The organism is Microbacterium sp. 20-116 (assembly GCF_041079415.1).
Classification (GTDB): Bacteria; Actinomycetota; Actinomycetes; order Actinomycetales; family Microbacteriaceae; genus Microbacterium.
The window spans coordinates 336,821-354,404 of the sequence record NZ_JBFYGP010000001.1 but is presented as its reverse complement, the minus strand read 5'-3'; the positions used below and the strand labels follow the sequence as shown (position 1 = coordinate 354,404).

Genomic DNA, 17,584 nt, shown 5'->3' with positions numbered 1-17,584 from the left:
CCGCCCGTGGAGGCGGAACCGGACCCGTCGGTGGTGCTCGTCACGTGATCAGGCCTCGCCGCCCGCGTTGCCGGTCGTTCCAGCGTTGACGTCGTGGAGACGGTACTTCTCGATCGCCTGTCCGACGACCGCGCGGTCGACCTTGCCCTCTTCGGCCAGCGCCTGCAGGGTGCGGACGACCATCGAAGGACCATCGATCTTGAAGAAGCGACGTGCGGCGGCACGGGTGTCCGAGAAGCCGAAGCCGTCGGCCCCGAGGGTCCAGTAGTTCTGCGGGACCCACTGACGGATCTGGTCCTGGACCGCGTGCATCCAGTCGCTGACCGCGATGACCGGGCCCTGGGCTTCCTTCAGCTTGTCCGTGAGGTACGGCACGCGAGGCTCTTCCTCGGGGTGCAGGAAGTTGTGCTCGTCGGCGGCCAGGCCGTCGCGGCGCAGTTCGCTCCACGAGGTGACCGACCACACGTCGGCGACCACGCCCCAGTCGTCCTTCAGCAGACGCTGGGCCTCGAAAGCCCACGGCACGCCGACACCCGAGGCGAGCAGCTGCGCACGGGGGCCGTCGCCCTCGCCCGAGGAGATGTGGTGGATGCCGCGGACGATGCCATCGACGTCGACGCCCTCGGGCTCGGCCGGCTGCACGTAGGGCTCGTTGTAGACCGTCATGTAGTACATGACGTTGGGGTCGGGGTGGTTCCCGCCGTACATCCGCTCGATACCCGAGCGCACGATGTGCGAGATCTCATAGCCGTAAGCCGGGTCGTACGACACCGTGGCCGGGTTGGTCGACGCGAGCAGCTGCGAGTGACCGTCGGCGTGCTGCAGGCCCTCACCGGTCAGGGTGGTGCGACCGGCGGTGGCGCCGATGATGAAACCGCGCGCCATCTGGTCGCCCGCGGCCCACTGGGCGTCACCCGTGCGCTGGAAGCCGAACATCGAGTAGAAGACGTACACCGGGATGAGCGGCTCGCCGTGGGTCGAGTACGCCGTGCCCGCCGCGGTGAACGCCGCGAGAGCGCCCGCCTCGTTGATGCCGACGTGCACGATCTGACCCTGCGGGCTCTCCTTGTACGCCAGCAGCAGCTCGCGGTCGACGGAGGTGTAGTGCTGGCCCTTGGGGTTGTAGATCTTCGCCGTCGGGAAGTACGCGTCCATACCGAACGTGCGCGCCTCGTCGGGGATGATCGGCACGATGCGGTGACCGAAGTCCTTGACCCGCAGCAGATCCTTCAGCAGACGCACGAACGCCATGGTCGTGGCGATCTCTTGCGTGCCCGAGCCCTTCTTGGGCAGCGCGTACGCGGCATCCCCCGGCAGTTCGAGACCGACGTGGGTGGTGCGACGCTCGGGAAGGAAACCGCCGAGCGCACGACGACGCTCGAGCATGTACTTGATCGTCTCGTCCTGCTCACCGGGGTTGTAGTACGGCGGCTGGTACGGGTTCTCGTCGAGCTGCGCGTCGGTGACGGGGATGTCCATCGCGTCGCGGAACGCCTTGAGGTCGTCGAGCGTCAGCTTCTTCATCTGGTGGGTCGCGTTGCGGCCCTCGAAGTGCGGACCGAGGCCGTAGCCCTTGATCGTCTTCGCCAGGATGACGGTGGGCTGGCCCTTGTGCTCCTTGGCCGCCTTGAAGGCCGCGTAGACCTTGCGGTAGTCGTGGCCACCGCGCTTGAGGCCCCAGACCTGCTCGTCGGTGTAGTCCTTGACGAGCTCGAGAGCGCGGGGGTCGCGACCGAAGAAGTTCTCGCGGACATACGCGCCGTTCTCGGCCTTGTAGGTCTGGTAGTCGCCGTCGGGCGTGCTGTTCATGAGGTTGAGCAGCGCGCCCTCGGTGTCGCGGGCGAGGAGGTCGTCCCACTCGCGGCCCCAGACGACCTTGATGACGTTCCAGCCGGCACCGCGGAAGAAGCTTTCGAGCTCCTGGATGATCTTGCCGTTACCGCGGACGGGGCCGTCGAGACGCTGGAGGTTGCAGTTGACGATGAAGGTCAGGTTGTCGAGACCCTCGTTCGCCGCGACCTGCAGCTGACCGCGGCTCTCGACCTCGTCCATCTCGCCGTCGCCGAGGTAGGCCCAGACGTGCGAGTCGCCGACGTCCTTGATGCCGCGGTTGGAGAGGTACTTGTTCGACATCGCCTGGTAGATCGCGTTGATCGGGCCGAGGCCCATCGACACGGTCGGGAACTGCCAGAACTCCGGCATGAGGCGCGGGTGCGGGTACGACGGGATGCCGTTGGGCGCCTGCGACTTCTCCTGACGGAAGCCGTCGAGCTGCGCCTCGGTCAGACGACCCTCGAGGTACGCGCGGGCGTAGGCGCCGGGGGAGGCGTGGCCCTGCACGAAGATCTGGTCGCCGCCCGACGGGTCGTCGAGACCGCGGAAGAAGTGGTTGAAGCCCACCTCGTACAGCGCGGCCGACGACGCGTAGGTCGAGATGTGGCCGCCGACGCCGATACCGGGACGCTGGGCGCGGTGCACGGTGACCGCGGCGTTCCAGCGGATCCACTTGCGGTAGCGCCGCTCGAGCTCCTCGTCACCGGGGAACTCGGGCTCGTTCTTCTGCGAGATCGTGTTGATGTAGTCGGTGGTCGGAACCATCGGCACATTCAGGTGGAGTTCTTTGGAGCCCTTCAGAAGGCTCAGCATGATCTCGCGAGCGCGAGCCGGACCCTTCGCCTGGACCAGCTGTCGCAGGGATTCCTGCCACTCCCCGGTCTCTTCCGGGTCGCTGTCCTGCGGCCCCTGCGAATACGGATCCTGGTCGTGAACAGTCACGGAAGACCTTTCGTCGTCTGGCAGGTCATGCCAGAGAATCGCCATACGAGTGCGGCAACCCTTGTCTGCTCCGCACAATCAACCAGCGTCCAGCCTAGCGAGTCGCGGCGACATCGGATGCGCCACGGCCGCGACGAACCGGCCCGCGCCGCGCAGACGCTTCGACGTCGAGACGAGCTCCGGCCTATCAAGACCGCCTGAAGCCACCGCGTCGGGCGAGGCGTGCGGGGGCGCGGGTCTAACCTGACCGCGTGAGCACGCACGAGAGCGAAGGCTTCCGCACCCGACCGGAGCATCGCTGGCCGGTCCTGATCGCCCTGGCCGTCGGCACGGGCCTGTACGCGGTGCTGCCGAACGAGACGTCGGGCGTGCTCCGCTACGTCGTCGTCGGCGCCGGCGTGCTGTGCACGATCCCCATGGTGGTGACGAACCCCTCACGCCTGTCGCGCGAATCCGCCGTGGGCCGGGGCTTCGCCCTCGCCTTCACCGCCGTGCTGCTGCTGGCGAACCAGGTGGCGTTCTTCCTGCTCATCCAGCAGTTGCTGCGCGGAGAGGGCAGCGGCGCCGGAACCCTGCTCGGGGCTGCGCAGGTGTGGGCCATCAACGTCATCGGCTACGCCGTCGTCTACTGGGAGATGGATCGCGGCGGCCCGATCGCCCGCCGCCGGGACGCCCGTGACGAACTGCCGCCAGCGGACTTCCAGTTCCCCCAGGACTCGGATCGGGATGCCGTGAGCGAGGTGGCCCGCCGTTCCTCCGAGACCGAGGACTGGGCGCCCGGGTACATCGACTACCTCTACTTCTCGGCATCCAACGCCATGGCGTTCAGCCCCACCGACGTCATGCCGCTCAGCACGCGAGCGAAGCTGTTCATGATGGTTCAGGCGGTGTCGGGTTTCATCCTGCTCGCGCTCGTGATCTCGCGCAGCGTGAACATCTTGAACTAGAGGTGGGCCCTGCCGGGATCGAACCGACGACATCCACGGTGTAAACGTGGCGCTCTACCAGCTGAGCTAAAGGCCCTGGATGCATCGAGTCTAGCGTCCGCCCGGCTCCTGGCCCGCGCCACCGCCGCCGCGAGGTCACGTGAACCGGGCGAGGGCACGGGGCATGTCGTGCGTCCTCGCCCAGGTCGCGTGATCTGGTCCTCTCACGGTCGCGGCTCGTCGCCGAGGCCGTGAGATCTGGACCATCGACAGCTCCGGCCGCCGCGCACCACAGACCTCGCCCGCTGGCGCGGCGGTCGCGTACCGCCGATGTCGGAGCCCCGGGGTAGCGTGGAACCCGTGAATGCCGATCCCGCCGACCAGCGCAAACTGCTCGACCTCTCCGACCTCGACGCCCGCATCCGTCGTGACGAGAAGGTCTCGGCCAACCCGCCGCAGGCCGAGCGCGTGCGCGAGCTCCTCGCGCAGCGGGCGACGCTCACGCAAGAGCTGTCGACCCGCGCCAACGCGCGCGATGACATCACCGCCGAGCTGAAGCGTCTCGAGTCCGACGTGGCCGTCGTCGACGCCCGCATCGCGCGCGACACCGAGCGCCTCGCCGCCTCGTCGAACGCCAAGCAGGCGCAGGGCTTCGAGAGCGAGCTGGCCTCGCTCAAGCGGCGCAAGGGTGACCTCGAAGACTTGGAGATCGCGCTCATGGAGCGCCTCGAGACCGCCGACGCCGCGGTCTCGGAGCAAGAGGCCCTCATCTCCGAGACGAATGCCCTGGGCACGCGGTTGAGCGCTGAGGCGAAAACCACCGTCTCCGATGCGACGACGCGCCTCGAGGGCGCCCGCCGCGATCGCGACGCGGTGGCCGCCTCGGTTCCCGCCGACCTGCTGGGACTGTACGAGCGTCTCGCCGCCCGTGGCAACGGAGCCGGGCTCCTTCGTGCCGGCGCCTGCGAGGCGTGCCGCATGGTGCTCCCGCCGAGCGATGTCGCCACGGTGCGCCGCGCCCAGACCGACGAGGTCGTGTTCTGTCCCGAGTGCGGCGCCATTCTCGTTCGCACCGAAGAGTCACGATGACCCGAGACGGCCGTGCCGTCTGACACGGTCGTCGTCGGCACCACCTCCGCCGGGCGGATCGCCCTGATCGATCTGGATTCAGAAGGCTTATCGACGCGCACGATCGAGATCGCCGCAAACGAGCTGGCCTCCGTCGTCTCGACGCGCGAAGCAGCGGGTGAGATCCGCTGGGTATGGGCGGATTCCGCCGCGCTGTACGCCCGACTCCTGGCGGCCGGCGTGCGGGTGGCGCGGGCCTGGGACCTGCGCCTGGTCCACGCCATCCTCCGCGACGCCTCCGCGGTCGTCGACGACCACGGCCTCCGCGCGGCCATGACCTGGGATGCCACCGCCTCGGCCCCCGCAGCCGGCGACACCCTCTTCGATCTCGGGGAGTCGGCATCCGGGGTTCCCGAGAGTGCAGACGCGGCCCTCGCCGAGTACCGGCGGCAGGGAGCGGCCATCGCATCGTCGACGAGTCCCGGGGCGCTGCGCCTGCTCTGCGCCGCAGAGTCGGCCGGGGCCCTCATCGCCGTCGAACTGCACGCGGCGGGCGTGCCGTGGAGCACCGCAGCGCACGAGAAGTTGCTTGAGAGCGAGCTCGGCCCGCGGCGAGGCGGCGGGCTTCCGGAAACCGTCGAGAAGACGGCAGCGGCCGTGCGCGCGGCCCTCGGCGATCCCGCCGCCTCGCTGGATTCACAGCCGCGGCTGCTGCGGTCGCTGCATCGCGCGGGACTCCTCGTCCAATCCACGAGTCGGTGGGAGCTGGCAGAGCACGACCACCCGGTCGTCGCCCCGCTCGTCACCTACAAGAAGCTCATGCGGCTCTACACCGCGAACGGCTGGGCGTGGCTCAACGAGTGGGTCAGCGACGGACGCTTCCGACCCGTCTACGTTCCCGCGGGGGTCGTGACGGGCCGCTGGGCATCGTCGGGCGGGGGAGCGTTGCAGATCCCGCGCAATCTCCGCACCGCGGTGCGTGCCGACCCGGGATGGACACTCGTCACCGCCGACGTCGCCCAGCTCGAACCGCGCGTCCTCGCCGCGATGGCGCGCGACACGGCCCTGGCCGAGGCGGCAGCCGGTCGCGATCTGTACGCCGGGATCGTCGAGCGCGGCGCGGTCGCCAGCCGCGCCGAGGCGAAGCTCGCGATGCTGGGCGCCATGTACGGCGCCACGACCGGGGAGAGCGGTCGACTCCTACCACGCCTTCGCCGCACCTTCCCCCGGGCCATGCAGCTCGTCGACGACGCCGCACGCACGGGGGAGGACGGCGGGGTGGTCCGCACCTGGCTCGGACGAACCTCACCCGCAGCCGGCGAATCGTGGCGCGGCCTGCAGTCGCGGGCGAGCGACGCAGCGGCATCCGGAATCGACGAGACACGCGCGCGTCGCTCCGCCCGAGACCGGGGAAGATTCACGCGCAACTTCATCGTGCAGGGCACGGCGGCCGAGTGGGCGCTGGCGTGGCTGGCCGATCTCCGCTCCCGTCTCGCGAAGCTTCCCCCGGTGGATGCCGCCCACGCAGCGCCTGCGTCGGGCCCGGTGTTCGCGCGCTCTGCGCACCTGGCGTTCTTCCTGCACGACGAGATCGTCGTGCACACACCGCTCGAGCAGGCCGAAGCCGTGGCTGAGGCGGTGCGCGAGTCGGCCGCGTCGGCAGGACGCCTGCTGTTCGGGACCTTTCCCATAGACTTCCCGCTCGACCTTCGCATCGGCGAGACGGCGGAGAAGGGCTGAGCGGTCGGGGCCGCGCCGGTAGACTGGCGATCGCGAATGGGTCGGCTGGACGGTCGCGTCACGGGTTCGCCCGTGCCGAGGAACGTCCGGGCTCCACAGGGCAGGACGGTGGGTAACGCCCACCCGGAGCAATCCGCGAGACAGTGCCACAGAGAGCAGACCGCCTCGGCCCTTCGGGACCGGGGTAAGGGTGAAAGGGTGGTGTAAGAGACCACCGGGGTCGTGGTGACACGACCCGCGAGGTAAACCTCGTCCGGAGCAAGGCCAGACAGGGGATGACGACGCGGCTCGCCGAGTCCCCGGGTAGGCCGCTGGAGCGGCACGGCAACGTGTCGCCGAGAGAGATGACCGTCCACGGGGTTTCGGCCCCCGGACAGAACCCGGCGTACAGGCCGGCCCATTCGCGCTTTTCCACGCCGGCTCGCCCTTCTCACCGGCGTCACCGCAGACCTGGCCCGAACAGACGCCGCGCGAGGGACACGCGCGCCGGAGGGCCGTCGAGGCCGAGCTCGAGCGCAAGACCGTCGGCTCGTCGAACCGATGTCGAGTGTCGCACATATGTTCTACACTCGAGCACGGCCGGGAAAGGGGTCCGGCGCATGGGTACGAGGGTCAGCGACGAGATGGTCGCCCGGGTGCTGGCATCCATCGCCCCCTGCACGCTGCAGCCCGAGACGTGGGGGGCGCGAGCGATCGACTGGTATCCGCAGAAGCGACCGGTGTGGGCATGGGTGACCTGGCCGAACCGCGCCGCGACCCGCGAGCCCGCCTGGGCGACGGGTGGCAACGACCGCGTCGTCATGCTCGAGGTGCCGTGCGAGGGCGGGCACTGGGCGCCCGTCGTGTGGCGGAACGCGGTGAGTGTGCGCCGGGTGGACGAGGCAGCCTGATCCGGCCGACACGGGGCATGGATGCAATCTCGTGCCGCGCCGCCCCGGCGGCACCCGTCTTCGGACGCCGACGGGACCTACTTGACCGCGGGCAGGGCCTCGGGCACCGGCACGGCGAGCGAGGCCGCACCGATGATGCCCGCGTTGTTGCGGTGCTTCGCCGGCACGATCGGCGCGCGGAGCTTCAGCAGCGGCAGGAAGTTCTCGGAGTGCTTCGAGACCCCGCCGCCGACGACGATGAGGTCAGGGCTGAAAAGGAACTCGACGTAGTCGTAGTACCACTGCAGACGCTTCGCCCACTTCTCCCACGACAGCTCCTCGCGCTCCATCGCGGAGTAGGCCGCGAAGTGCTCGGCGTCCTTCTTGTGGCCGGCGCGCTGCAGGTGACCCAGCTCGCTGTTGGGCACGAGCACGCCGTCGTAGATCATGGCCGACCCGATACCGGTGCCGAGCGTCGTGAGGATGACGAGACCGTCGACGCCCTTCGCCGCGCCGTAGCGGACCTCGGCGATGCCGGCGACGTCGGCGTCGTTGGCGAACTGGATGTCGCGCGAGAGTCCGTGCTCGAAGAACTTCTCGGCCTCGAAGCCGATCCACGACTTCGACACGTTCGCGGCCGACAGGGTGCGGCCGCCCTTCACGATGGCCGGGAAAGCCACGCCCAGCGGCAGATCCGCGGGAACTTCGAGGGTCTCGAGCACCTGGTGCACGGCCGCCAGCACGTCGGCAGGCTCCGCGCCCGCGGGGGTTGCGACCTTGACGCGGTCGCTCACGAGCTCCCCGGCATCCAGATCCACGATCCCGGCTTTGATGCCGGTTCCGCCGATGTCCACTCCGACCGCACGAGACGCATTCGTTGCCATACCCCTCAGCCTATCCAGCCGCACGGTCGGGATCAGTAGGATCGGGGGAGCACCGGCGGTTCGCGCCGAGACGCGAGACCCACGTGAGGAGCGATCGTGAGCGACGAAGACAAGAAGTACTGGTACAACCTCGAGACCGGCAAGGTCGAGCAGGGGTACGAGTCGCCCGCGGTGGATCGTGCCGGTCCCTTCGACACCGCCGAAGAAGCGGCCAACGCGCCGCAGCTCATGAAGGAGCGGTCGAAGCAGTGGGCCGAAGAAGACGCCCGCGACGACTGGGGCTCCGGCTCCGCCCGCTGAACGCCCACCGAAACGAGGGATGACGATGGACAAGCAGCGCGATTTCGTCTTGCGCACGATCGAGGAGCGGGGCGTCAAGTTCGTCCGCCTCTGGTTCACCGACGTGGTCGGCACGCTGAAGTCGGTGGCGATCGCCCCGGCTGAGGTCGAGGGCGCCTTCACCGAGGGGCTCGGCTTCGACGGCTCGGCGATCGAGGGGCTCACGCGCTCCTACGAGTCGGACCTGCTGGCGCACCCCGATCCCACAACCTTCCAGATCCTGCCGTGGCGCGGAGAGATCGACCCGACGGCGCGCATGTTCTGCGACATCACGACGCCCGACGGCCAGCCCGCCGTCGCCGACCCCCGGCACGTGCTCAAGCGGACGCTCGCGAAGGCGGCCGACGCCGGGTTCACGTTCTACACGCACCCCGAGATCGAGTTCTACCTGCTGAAGTCGTCGCAGCTCGGCGCGGACGGACGCCCGCAGCCCGTCGACTCGGCCGGATACTTCGACAACGTCCCCGGCGGCACGGCGCACGACTTCCGCCGCCGTTCGGTGCGCATGCTCGAAGACCTCGGCATCTCGGTCGAGTTCAGCCACCACGAGGGCGGTCCCGGTCAGAACGAGATCGACCTGCGGTATGCCGACGCGCTCACCACGGCCGACAACATCATGACCTTCCGCACGGTGGTGAAGGAGGTCGCGATCGAGCAGGGCGTGTACGCCACCTTCATGCCCAAGCCCATCAGCGGCCAGCCCGGCAGCGGCATGCACACGCACCTGTCGCTCTTCGAGGGCGACATGAACGCCTTCTACGAAGAGGGCGGGCAGTATCAGCTCTCGAAGGTCGGTCGCCACTTCATCGCGGGCCTGCTCCGCCACGCGAACGAGATCTCGGCCGTGACGAACCAGTTCGTCAACTCTTACAAGCGCCTTTGGGGCGGCGACGAGGCACCGAGCTTCATCTGCTGGGGCCACAACAACCGCTCCGCTCTCGTGCGCGTGCCGCTGTACAAGCCCAACAAGGGCCAGTCGACCCGCGTCGAGTACCGCGCCCTCGACTCCGCCGCGAACCCCTACCTGTCGTACGCGCTCATGCTCGCGGCCGGGCTCAAGGGCATCGAGCAGGAGTACGAGCTCCCTGCCGAGGCGGAGGACAACGTGTGGTCGCTCAGCGACACCGAGCGCCGTGCCCTCGGCTATGCGCCGCTTCCTGCGAGCCTCGACCACGCCCTCGAGTACCTCGAGGAGTCGGAACTCGTCGCCGAGACGCTGGGCGAGACGGTCTTCAAGTACGTGCTGCTCAACAAGCGTCGCGAGTGGCAGCAGTACCGCGCCCAGGTGACGCCGTTCGAGCTCGCGAGCAACCTCGAAGCACTCTGACGGTCGTTCCATGACCTCGGGCGATCGCTCCACCGCGCTCACCGCCCTGGCTCGCACCGGCTTCTCGCGGCTCACCGAAGCAGACACCCTGCTCAGTGAGCTCGAGGAGTCGGTGGGAGTCGAGCGGGCGGATGCCATGCAGCTCGCGCAGCGCGTCGCGGATCCCGACCGTGCGCTCCTGTCGATCCTGCAGGTCGCCCGCCGTGATCGTGACGCGGTTCGCACGACGGCCGCCGACGCCGGCGCGTGGCGGGCCCTGTGGGATCTGGCCGGCGCCTCCGACGGGTTCGCTGAGTTCTACCTCCGCCACCCCGACGAGCTCGCCCACCTGTCGGGTGCCGGTCTGACGCTGCCGGACGAGCCCACCATGAGGGCCGAGCTCCTGGCATCCGTCGGCGATGTCGAGGGTTTCGCGTCGGATTCCTCGGATGCCGCGTGGGTCGCGTTGCGCGTGCGCTATCGCCGCTTGCTGGCCCGGATCGCGGCGTACGACCTCGGCCAGGACGACCCGGCGGGGGCGATCCCCGTCGTTTCCTCCTCGCTCGCCGATCTGGCGGGAGCCGCCCTCGAAGCCGCGCTGAGCGTGGCTCGGGCGCGGGTGTCCGGTGCCGGGCCGGGGTCGTTTCCGCGCGAACAGGTGGAGGCGACCCGGTTCGCCATCATCGCAATGGGCAAGACCGGCGCACGCGAGCTGAACTACGTCAGCGACGTCGACGTGATCTTCGTCGGGGGATCCGCCGACGAAGACGTGGTCTCCGAGGCGAGGGCGATCGATATCGGCACGCGCCTCGCCGTTCAGACGATGCGCGGCATCTCGGGACCCGAGATCGAGCCGCCCCTGTGGGAGGTCGACCCGAATCTGCGCCCCGAGGGCAAGCAGGGCGCGCTGGTGCGCAGCCTCGCCTCGCACGAGCAGTACTACGCCCGGTGGGCCAAGAGCTGGGAGTTCCAGGCACTGCTGAAGGCCCGGGCCATCGCGGGGGACGCGACGCTCGGCGCTGAGTACGTCGCGGCGGTCCAACCGCTCGTCTGGCACAGCGCCGCGCGCGAGAACTTCGTCGAGGGCGTGCAGCGCATGCGCGAGCGCGTGACCGACCACATTCCCGCAGCCGAGGTCAACCGTCAGCTCAAGCTCGGCCCCGGCGGTATCCGCGACGTCGAGTTCACCGTGCAGCTGCTGCAGCTCGTGCACGGTCTCACCGACGAGCGCATCCGCCAGCGCGGCACGCTCGAGGCGCTAGACGCTCTCGTGGCCGAGGGCTACATCGGTCGCACCGAGGCCGAGGCCTTCGGCCGCGACTATCGTCTGCTGCGGCTGCTCGAGCACCGCCTTCAGCTCCGGGGTCTGCGCCGGACGGCCCTGCTGCCCGAGAAGGACGACGATCTCCGGGTACTCGCACGAGCGTCCCGCCTGGCCGACTCGGCATCCGGAGTGCAGGCGGTGTGGGAGGGCATCAAACGCGAGGTGCGCGACATCCACGTGCGCCTGTTCTACCGCCCCCTGCTCTCGGCCGTCGCCGCCCTCCCCGAGGGGGAACGGACGCTCTCGACCGAGCAGGCGCGCGACCGGCTCGCCGCGATCGGCTTCCGCGACCCGGCCGGCGCGCTGCGCCACATCGCGGCGCTGACCAGCGGGCTCAGCCGCAAGGCCACCATCCAGCGGCACCTCATGCCGATCATGATCCGCTGGTTCGCCGACGGCGTCGACCCCGACTACGGTCTGCTCGTCTTCCGCCGCATCAGCGAGCGGCTCGGAAACACCCCGTGGTTCTTGCGCATGCTGCGCGACTCGGCGGGCGCTGCCGAGAGCCTCACACGCGTGTTGTCCGGCTCGAGGTACATCGGCGAGCTCATGGAGTGGATCCCCGAGTCGGTCGCCTGGCTCGACGACGACGCCCTGCTGCGTCCCCGCTCGGGCAAGGCCCTCGAAGAAGAGGCGCGAGCGATCCAGACGCGGTGGCAGAACATCGATGACGCGATGCGCTCGGTGCGCGCCCTCCGCCGCCGCGAGATGCTGCGCGTCGCGATGGCCGCGGTGCTCGGCACCGTGTCGCTGGAGGAACTCTCCGACGCTCTCACCACCATCACCGAGGTCACGATCCAGGCCACCCTGCGCGCCGTGCGCCGGGTCGTCGTGCCGCCCGAGGACGACGACCTCGACTTCGCGGTCATCGCGATGGGACGCTTCGGCGGCCGGGAGATCGGATTCGGTTCCGATGCCGACGTCATGTACGTCTACCGCGCGAACGGCGTCGACCCTCAGCGGGCGGGCCAACTCGCGCTCAAGCTCGTAGCGGGCCTGCGCGAGCATTCGGAAGACCACCGCCTGCCGCTCGACCTGGACGCCGAGCTGCGCCCCGAGGGGCGTAGCGGTCCCTTGGCCCGCTCTCTCGATGCGTACGCCGAGTACTACCGGCGATGGTCGCTGTCGTGGGAGGCGCAGGCTTTGCTGCGCGCCCGCGGCGTGGCCGGCAGCGTGAAACTCATCGGGGCGTTCCTCGACCTCGCCGACGAGGTGCGCTACCCCGAGTCGGCCGACCCGAACGGCCTGCGCGAGATTCGCCGGATCAAAGCCCGTGTCGAGAACGAACGTCTGCCGCAGGGCGCGGACCCGGCGCGACACCTCAAGCTCGGCCCGGGCTCGATCAGCGACGTGGAGTGGCTCGTGCAACTCCTGCAGCTGCAGCACGCTCGCGCGACCCCCGCGATGCGCACGACGTCTACCCTCGAGGCGCTCGAAGCGGCCGTCGATGCGGGTCACATCGAGAGCGACGCGGCCGACAAACTCGCAGCGGCGTGGCACCTGGCGAGCCGTCTGCGCTCCGCGAACACCCTGCTGTCGGGGCAGACGAGCAACGTCCTCCCCGTCGACCGCGCCAAACTCGACGGCATCGGCCGCATCCTCGAGTACGCGCCGCGCTCCGCGACGCAGGTCGAAGAGGACTACTTCGGCGCCACCCGCCGCGCCCGCCGCGTCTTCGACAAGCTCTTCTACGGCTGACGGCCGCAAGCGAAGGGATGCCGCGAGACCGCGGCATCCCTTCCTCTCATGCTTTGGACATCAGGCGTTCGCGGACCTCACGGCGCTGCACCTTGCCAATGAGCGAGCGGGGCAGGTCGTCGACGATGACGACTCGACGCGGAACCTTGTAGGCCGCGAGTCGCGCCTTGCAAAAGTCGCGGATGACGTCGGGCTCGACATGCACACCCTCCCGCAGCACGATCGCCGCGGCGACGTCTTCTTGGCCGCTGGACTTCGGAAGGGCGACTACGGCTGCTCCCGCGATGTCGGGGTGCGAGGTGAGGACGTCTTCGACCTCGCTCGGCGAGACGTTGAAGCCGCCGGTGATGATGATCTCTTTCAGTCGGTCGACGATGGTGACGAATCCGTCGGGCGAGACCGTGGCGATGTCGCCCGTCCGCAGCCAGCCGCCGTCGAGCAGCGTGGCCGCCGTGTCGGACGGACGGTTCCAGTACCCCTGGAAGACCTGGGGGCCGCGCAGCAGCAGCTCACCGGCCTCGCCCTGCGGTCGGTCGACCGTGGGGTCTTCGGGGTCCACGACGCGGATGTCGGTGCTGGGGAACGGCACGCCCACCGTTCCAGGGCGACGCGACGGTCCGATCGGGTTGCCGAGGGCCACGGGCGAGGACTCCGTCATGCCGTAGCCCTCGACGAGCAATCCGCCGGTGGCGGCCTCCCAGCGATCCACGGTGGCGACAGGCAGACTCATCGCGCCCGAGATCGCGAACCGCACGCTGCTCAGATCGAGGGTGCCGCGGGCTGCCGCGCGCGCGAGCTGATCGTAGATGGGGGGAACCGCCGGAAGGAACGTCGGCGGACTCTTCTTCGCCGCCGCCGACACCAGCTCGAGGTCGTACTTGGGAAACAACACGAGTTTCGCGCCGATACTCATCGCGAACGTGAGGCAGAGCGTGAGTCCGTAGGCGTGGAAGAGTGGGAGCACGCCATAGAAGGTCTCTTCACCGTCGCGCAGGCCCGGTACCCACGCGCGACCCTGCATCGCGTTCGCGCGGAGGTTGGAATGCGTGAGGACCGCACCCTTAGGCGTTCCTGTGGTGCCGCTGGTGTATTGCAACAGCGCGATGTCGTCGAGAACCGGCCCCGCGTGCTTACGCGAGAGCGTGCCGTGCGTCAGCAGCTTCTCCCACGCGAGCGGCCGCTTCGAGCGCGGGGTGCTCGTGAGCTGCTCACGCGCGGCCTTCGCCTTCGCGATGGGCAGACGCAGCGCCAGGCGCTTGGCGAGCGGGAGCGCGGCCGTGATGTCGACGCTGACGATCTTCTCGAGCGCGAGGTCGGCGGGGAACTCCGCGACCGTATCAGCCAGCTTGTCCCAGACGATGGCGAACCGCGCGCCGTGGTCCTCGAACTGGTGGCGGAGCTCGCGCGGGGTGTAGATCGGGTTGTGCTCGATGACAATGGCACCGAGTCGGAGCGCAGCGTAGAAGGCGACCACGTGCTGCGGGGAGTTCGGAAGCACGAGAGCGACGCGGTCCCCGGCCCTCACGCCGAGGCGCCGTAGTCCCTCGGCAGCCCGGGAGACCTGGTCGCCGAGCTCGCGATAGGTGGTGGGCGCGCCGAAGAATTCGAGTGCGGTCTTCTTGCCGAACTGGGCGACCGACGCGGCCAGCATTTCGGGGAGCGTCTGCGAGGGCTCGTCGATCTCGAGGGGGACACCCTCGGCGTAGGAGGCAGACCACGGACGCGAGGCGTAGGGAGACTCGGGCATGCTCCCATCCTTGCGTGCCCCTCCGACATGGCGGCGGAGGTTGACCTGAAGGGATGCCGCGAAGTCGGCGACCTGGTTCGATGGGGGAGTGCACTTCCGACCGCTGGCCGACGATGACCTCGCCGTCCCTCCCTCCTGGTGGGCTGATCGCTCACTCACCCGCGACCGTTGGCGCGACGACGAGACCCGATCAGCGGTTGTCGTCGACGGGGGCGAGATCGTCGCCGCGGGAGCGATCTGGCTCTCGCGACTGCACGAAGATCGATTCTGGCTCGAGATTGTCGTGGACCCCGAACGACGCCGACGGGGCATCGGAACCGCGCTGACACAGCACCTGTCGACGCTGCGCTCGCGCGACCTGCCCTTCATGGCACGCGGCTACGTCGACGACGAGAGCATGCACTTCGCCGATACGTTGGGTGCTCGCACAATCCAGACCGTCCCGCCGGCGCGCGCGAGTCTCGACGCACTGACGGAGCTGCGCACCCACCCCGGGGTGCAACCGCTCGCCGGTGCCGACAGCTCGCGCATCGAGTCGGCGTACGCGGAGCTGTACCGCTGGACGCACGAAACCTGGAGCCCGGTGCGAGCCGGTTTCGAAACCTCTCTCGCCGAGGGTCTCTGGGACGAGCTGGACGTCGAGGCCTCGGCTCTCGCGGTCGACGAATCGGGCCGCATCCGAGCCCTCGCTCTCACGTTCCGCGGCACCGACCCCGCGCTGATCGTCGCCGAGACGATCGCGCGCAACGAGCCGGAAGGGGAGCACTTGGTCGAGGGGTGCATCCGCCGCGCGATGACGATCCTCGCCCATCGCGGTCTCACCATGGTCGATTTCGACGGACACGTGAGCGACCCGCGCTTCCTCCCCGCCCTCTCGCGCCTGCGTCCGGCCGGGCGCTGGTTCCGCCTCGTCGAGATCCCGGCCCCGTGAGTCGCGCCGGGGGGCGGTGGACCAGAGAGCTGGATCGGCAGTTACGCGCGCGCGGACGCACCTGGGCGGTGCTCCTGATCCTGGGTACGGTCGTGTTCGGGTCGCTCCTTGGCGCGTACGTGCTCTCAATCCTCGCGGACCTCAGCGCCGGCAGCATCGACTGGGACGAGGCGCTCGGCTCCGGCCGAAGGCACATCCCCGCCGGGGTCATGGTCTGGGTGGGCGGCCCGTTCGCCGTGCTCAGCCTCGTCTACGGCGCCGCTCTCACCGTGCGCCTGGTCCGCGCCTGGCGGGACATGTCCCGCGAGGAAACGCAGCGCCCCTCGCGATGAGCGGTCGATCGGCCTAGCCTGTCGGGCATGTGCCTCAACATCGTTCCCCTGCACAACTTCACACCCCCGGCGACGGATGCCGAGTGCCACGACGCCGCGCTGCAGTTCGTCCGGAAGATCGCGGGGACGACGTCGCCGTCGCGGGCGAATACGGACGTCTTCAATCGCGCCGTGGGCGAGATCGCGGCATCCGTCCGGCATCTGCTCGACGACCTCGTGACCAGCGCGCCGCCGAAGGTTCGCGAGATCGAGGCGGCGAAGCGTCAGGCCCGCTCCGCCGAGCGCTACGAGGCGATCCGTGCGTTCCAAGAGCAGAAACGCGCTGCGCGCGCGAACTGAGACCGTATGCCGTGGTTACCGGCATCGCGGAGACCAACGAAGACGCCCGCCCCCGCGAAACGGCGGGGACGGGCGTCGACGTGGACGATCGGTCGATCAGACCCCGAAGTACAGCTCGTACGAAACCGGTCCTGCTGGGGGATGTTGGGGGTCACAGTATGCCGCGTGATTACGGGGTTTCAGTGATGTGAGGTGTGGGCAGAAAATGGCGGACACTGGGAATTCTGCGGACTTTTCGCGGACTCGGCAGCAACCTTCGCGTCGTATCTCTCGATCGCGTCGCGAAGGATGATCGCTGCGGCTGTCAGCCGCTCGTCTAGCGTCATGGCCTGGGTGTCACGCTCAAGGCGGTGCATGTGATTCATCGCGTTCGCTTCGCTGACCAGGAACGTCCCGGCTGCTTCCAGAGATCGACTGGTTCACGAAGCGCTCGGAGGACTTCGGCAACCTCGAATCTCCACTGCCGCCCCACGCTCATGCTGGGAATCTCGTCAGCCCTGGCCATCCGGTAGACAGAGGCGGTTGAGCAGCTGAGGAGTTTGGCGAGCTCAGACGCTCCGACGATATGCGAAGTCACTGCGACCTCGGCGGTGCCCTTTGCCGGCGCAGGTGGCACCACCGGCGCATTGAGGCCGGGTTGGCGACCTCGAACGGCATTACGGGGGCTCTCCTGCGGAGCAGGGGGTTGGTAACCGGTTAGCCTGTGCTGCAGGCGGTCGTAGACGACGGAGGTGTCGGCTTTCGCGAAGATGCCGCGATCGCGCAAGATGTCGGCCAAGACCGCCCGAGGCGTGCACATCCAGCGGCTCCCGATTTGGAAAGCCGGGACGCGTCCCGTTCGCGCCCAGAGTTTGAACGTCTCCCGTTTGACCCCCAGGGCATCGGCCATGTCTGAAACGGTGATGGGTAGTGCTCGTTGGGCGGCTGACCACCCCGGAAGGGGGTCCCATGTGAGCCTGCGCGAATCTACGGTCATGCTGGCAACCTTCCAGGTCAGCGGAGAGGCGGCAAGAGTCCATTTGGGCAACACTCGCCGTGTCCACATTGGGGCATCGTGTTGCGCCGAGGCTGCGGCAACGCTCCAACCGTTTAACGTGCGCGGTATGCACTGTGAAGCCGAAGATGTGTCCAAGTGGAAACGTGGGTTCAGTCGCGACCAGGCCGCCGATTATTGCGGAGTGAGCGTTTACAAAGTCGCGATGGCCGTGCGGCACAACGTTCTACCAGCCCGCCGGCTCGGGAAGGACGTTGTCGTTTTTCGTGAGGACCTCGACAGATGGATGGACGGATGGCAGTCCACCTGACA

Annotated in this window: 15 protein-coding genes, 1 tRNA gene and 1 other RNA gene; 12 read left to right on the top strand and 5 right to left on the bottom strand. The window is 68.8% G+C overall.

The window, feature by feature from the left end:
- Window positions 1-48: 48 nt before the first annotated feature.
- The gene (aceE, locus tag AB6V29_RS01670; protein WP_307316871.1) at window positions 49-2,775 is read right to left on the bottom strand and encodes a pyruvate dehydrogenase (acetyl-transferring), homodimeric type; all 2,727 of its coding nucleotides are present in this window, start codon (window positions 2,773-2,775) and stop codon (window positions 49-51) included.
- A gap of 251 nt (window positions 2,776-3,026) precedes the next feature.
- On the opposite strand from aceE, the gene AB6V29_RS01665 reads away from it, so the two are divergent.
- The gene (locus AB6V29_RS01665) at window positions 3,027-3,722 is read left to right on the top strand and encodes a hypothetical protein (protein ID WP_369356685.1); all 696 of its coding nucleotides are present in this window, start codon (window positions 3,027-3,029) and stop codon (window positions 3,720-3,722) included.
- A gap of 3 nt (window positions 3,723-3,725) precedes the next feature.
- Here the strand turns inward: AB6V29_RS01665 and AB6V29_RS01660 are convergent.
- Window positions 3,726-3,798 (bottom strand) — tRNA-Val (locus AB6V29_RS01660).
- A 263-nt stretch (window positions 3,799-4,061) separates the two neighbouring features.
- On the opposite strand from AB6V29_RS01660, the gene AB6V29_RS01655 reads away from it, so the two are divergent.
- From AB6V29_RS01655 to AB6V29_RS01640, 4 genes are all read left to right on the top strand, one after another.
- On the top strand, window positions 4,062-4,790 hold the full coding sequence (locus tag AB6V29_RS01655) for a zinc ribbon domain-containing protein (RefSeq protein ID WP_307316867.1): 729 nt from the start codon (window positions 4,062-4,064) through the stop codon (window positions 4,788-4,790).
- Window positions 4,791-4,802: 12 nt separating this feature from the next.
- Window positions 4,803-6,509 carry a bifunctional 3'-5' exonuclease/DNA polymerase gene (locus tag AB6V29_RS01650; protein ID WP_369356684.1) on the top strand — a complete coding sequence of 569 codons (1,707 nt, stop codon included), beginning with the start codon at window positions 4,803-4,805 and terminating at the stop codon, window positions 6,507-6,509.
- Window positions 6,510-6,546: 37 nt separating this feature from the next.
- Window positions 6,547-6,913: RNase P RNA component class A (rnpB, locus tag AB6V29_RS01645), an RNA gene on the top strand.
- Between the two features lie 195 nt (window positions 6,914-7,108).
- Window positions 7,109-7,399 carry a hypothetical protein gene (locus AB6V29_RS01640; protein WP_210075002.1) on the top strand — a complete coding sequence of 97 codons (291 nt, stop codon included), beginning with the start codon at window positions 7,109-7,111 and terminating at the stop codon, window positions 7,397-7,399.
- 77 nt (window positions 7,400-7,476) lie between these two features.
- Here AB6V29_RS01640 and ppgK read toward each other — a convergent pair whose 3' ends face one another.
- The gene (ppgK, locus tag AB6V29_RS01635; RefSeq protein ID WP_369356682.1) at window positions 7,477-8,262 is read right to left on the bottom strand and encodes a polyphosphate--glucose phosphotransferase; all 786 of its coding nucleotides are present in this window, start codon (window positions 8,260-8,262) and stop codon (window positions 7,477-7,479) included.
- Between the two features lie 96 nt (window positions 8,263-8,358).
- On the opposite strand from ppgK, the gene AB6V29_RS01630 reads away from it, so the two are divergent.
- The 3 genes from AB6V29_RS01630 to AB6V29_RS01620 are packed head-to-tail and all read left to right on the top strand — an operon-like array spanning window position 8,359 to window position 12,929.
- Complete coding sequence (locus AB6V29_RS01630; RefSeq protein WP_210075006.1) at window positions 8,359-8,562, top strand: SPOR domain-containing protein; 204 nt, start codon at window positions 8,359-8,361, stop codon at window positions 8,560-8,562.
- 25 nt (window positions 8,563-8,587) lie between these two features.
- Window positions 8,588-9,928: a type I glutamate--ammonia ligase gene (gene glnA / locus AB6V29_RS01625; RefSeq protein WP_210075378.1), complete on the top strand. Its 1,341-nt coding sequence runs from the start codon at window positions 8,588-8,590 to the stop codon at window positions 9,926-9,928.
- Between the two features lie 10 nt (window positions 9,929-9,938).
- Window positions 9,939-12,929 carry a bifunctional [glutamine synthetase] adenylyltransferase/[glutamine synthetase]-adenylyl-L-tyrosine phosphorylase gene (locus AB6V29_RS01620; RefSeq protein WP_369356681.1) on the top strand — a complete coding sequence of 997 codons (2,991 nt, stop codon included), beginning with the start codon at window positions 9,939-9,941 and terminating at the stop codon, window positions 12,927-12,929.
- Between the two features lie 46 nt (window positions 12,930-12,975).
- Here AB6V29_RS01620 and AB6V29_RS01615 read toward each other — a convergent pair whose 3' ends face one another.
- Entirely contained in the window at window positions 12,976-14,676 is a 1,701-nt protein-coding gene (locus AB6V29_RS01615) for a long-chain-fatty-acid--CoA ligase (protein WP_369356680.1), read from the bottom strand.
- An 88-nt stretch (window positions 14,677-14,764) separates the two neighbouring features.
- Between AB6V29_RS01615 and AB6V29_RS01610 the strand changes: the two genes are divergently transcribed.
- The 3 genes from AB6V29_RS01610 to AB6V29_RS01600 are packed head-to-tail and all read left to right on the top strand — an operon-like array spanning window position 14,765 to window position 16,278.
- Window positions 14,765-15,607 carry a GNAT family N-acetyltransferase gene (locus AB6V29_RS01610; protein ID WP_369356679.1) on the top strand — a complete coding sequence of 281 codons (843 nt, stop codon included), beginning with the start codon at window positions 14,765-14,767 and terminating at the stop codon, window positions 15,605-15,607.
- Window positions 15,604-15,939, top strand: coding sequence for a hypothetical protein (locus tag AB6V29_RS01605; RefSeq protein WP_369356678.1), 336 nt, complete (start codon window positions 15,604-15,606; stop codon window positions 15,937-15,939). Before AB6V29_RS01610 ends, AB6V29_RS01605 begins: the two co-directional genes overlap by 4 nt.
- Window positions 15,940-15,966: 27 nt before the next feature.
- Complete coding sequence (locus tag AB6V29_RS01600; protein WP_369356677.1) at window positions 15,967-16,278, top strand: DUF2277 domain-containing protein; 312 nt, start codon at window positions 15,967-15,969, stop codon at window positions 16,276-16,278.
- Between the two features lie 361 nt (window positions 16,279-16,639).
- On the opposite strand, the gene AB6V29_RS01595 is transcribed toward AB6V29_RS01600, so the two are convergent.
- The gene (locus tag AB6V29_RS01595) at window positions 16,640-17,077 is read right to left on the bottom strand and encodes a helix-turn-helix domain-containing protein (protein WP_369356676.1); all 438 of its coding nucleotides are present in this window, start codon (window positions 17,075-17,077) and stop codon (window positions 16,640-16,642) included.
- Here AB6V29_RS01595 and AB6V29_RS01590 point away from each other — a divergent pair.
- On the top strand, window positions 17,028-17,582 hold the full coding sequence (locus AB6V29_RS01590) for a helix-turn-helix domain-containing protein (protein WP_369356675.1): 555 nt from the start codon (window positions 17,028-17,030) through the stop codon (window positions 17,580-17,582). The two genes, AB6V29_RS01595 and AB6V29_RS01590, sit on opposite strands and share 50 nt — an antisense overlap.
- The last annotated feature ends 2 nt before the right edge of the window (window positions 17,583-17,584 follow it).

Bases quoted from the DNA above. Each gene is read 5' to 3' on its own strand.
- glnA (WP_210075378.1), top strand. From the start codon at position 8,588: ATGGACAAGCAGCGCGATTTCGTCTTGCGCACGATCGAGGAGCGGGGC.
- AB6V29_RS01640 (WP_210075002.1), top strand. From the start codon at position 7,109: ATGGGTACGAGGGTCAGCGACGAGATGGTCGCCCGGGTGCTGGCATCC.
- AB6V29_RS01595 (WP_369356676.1), bottom strand. From the start codon at position 17,077: ATGTGCACGCCTCGGGCGGTCTTGGCCGACATCTTGCGCGATCGCGGC.
- AB6V29_RS01590 (WP_369356675.1), top strand. From the start codon at position 17,028: ATGCCGCGATCGCGCAAGATGTCGGCCAAGACCGCCCGAGGCGTGCAC.
- ppgK (WP_369356682.1), bottom strand. From the start codon at position 8,262: ATGGCAACGAATGCGTCTCGTGCGGTCGGAGTGGACATCGGCGGAACC.
- AB6V29_RS01620 (WP_369356681.1), top strand. From the start codon at position 9,939: ATGACCTCGGGCGATCGCTCCACCGCGCTCACCGCCCTGGCTCGCACC.
- AB6V29_RS01600 (WP_369356677.1), top strand. From the start codon at position 15,967: ATGTGCCTCAACATCGTTCCCCTGCACAACTTCACACCCCCGGCGACG.
- AB6V29_RS01615 (WP_369356680.1), bottom strand. From the start codon at position 14,676: ATGCCCGAGTCTCCCTACGCCTCGCGTCCGTGGTCTGCCTCCTACGCC.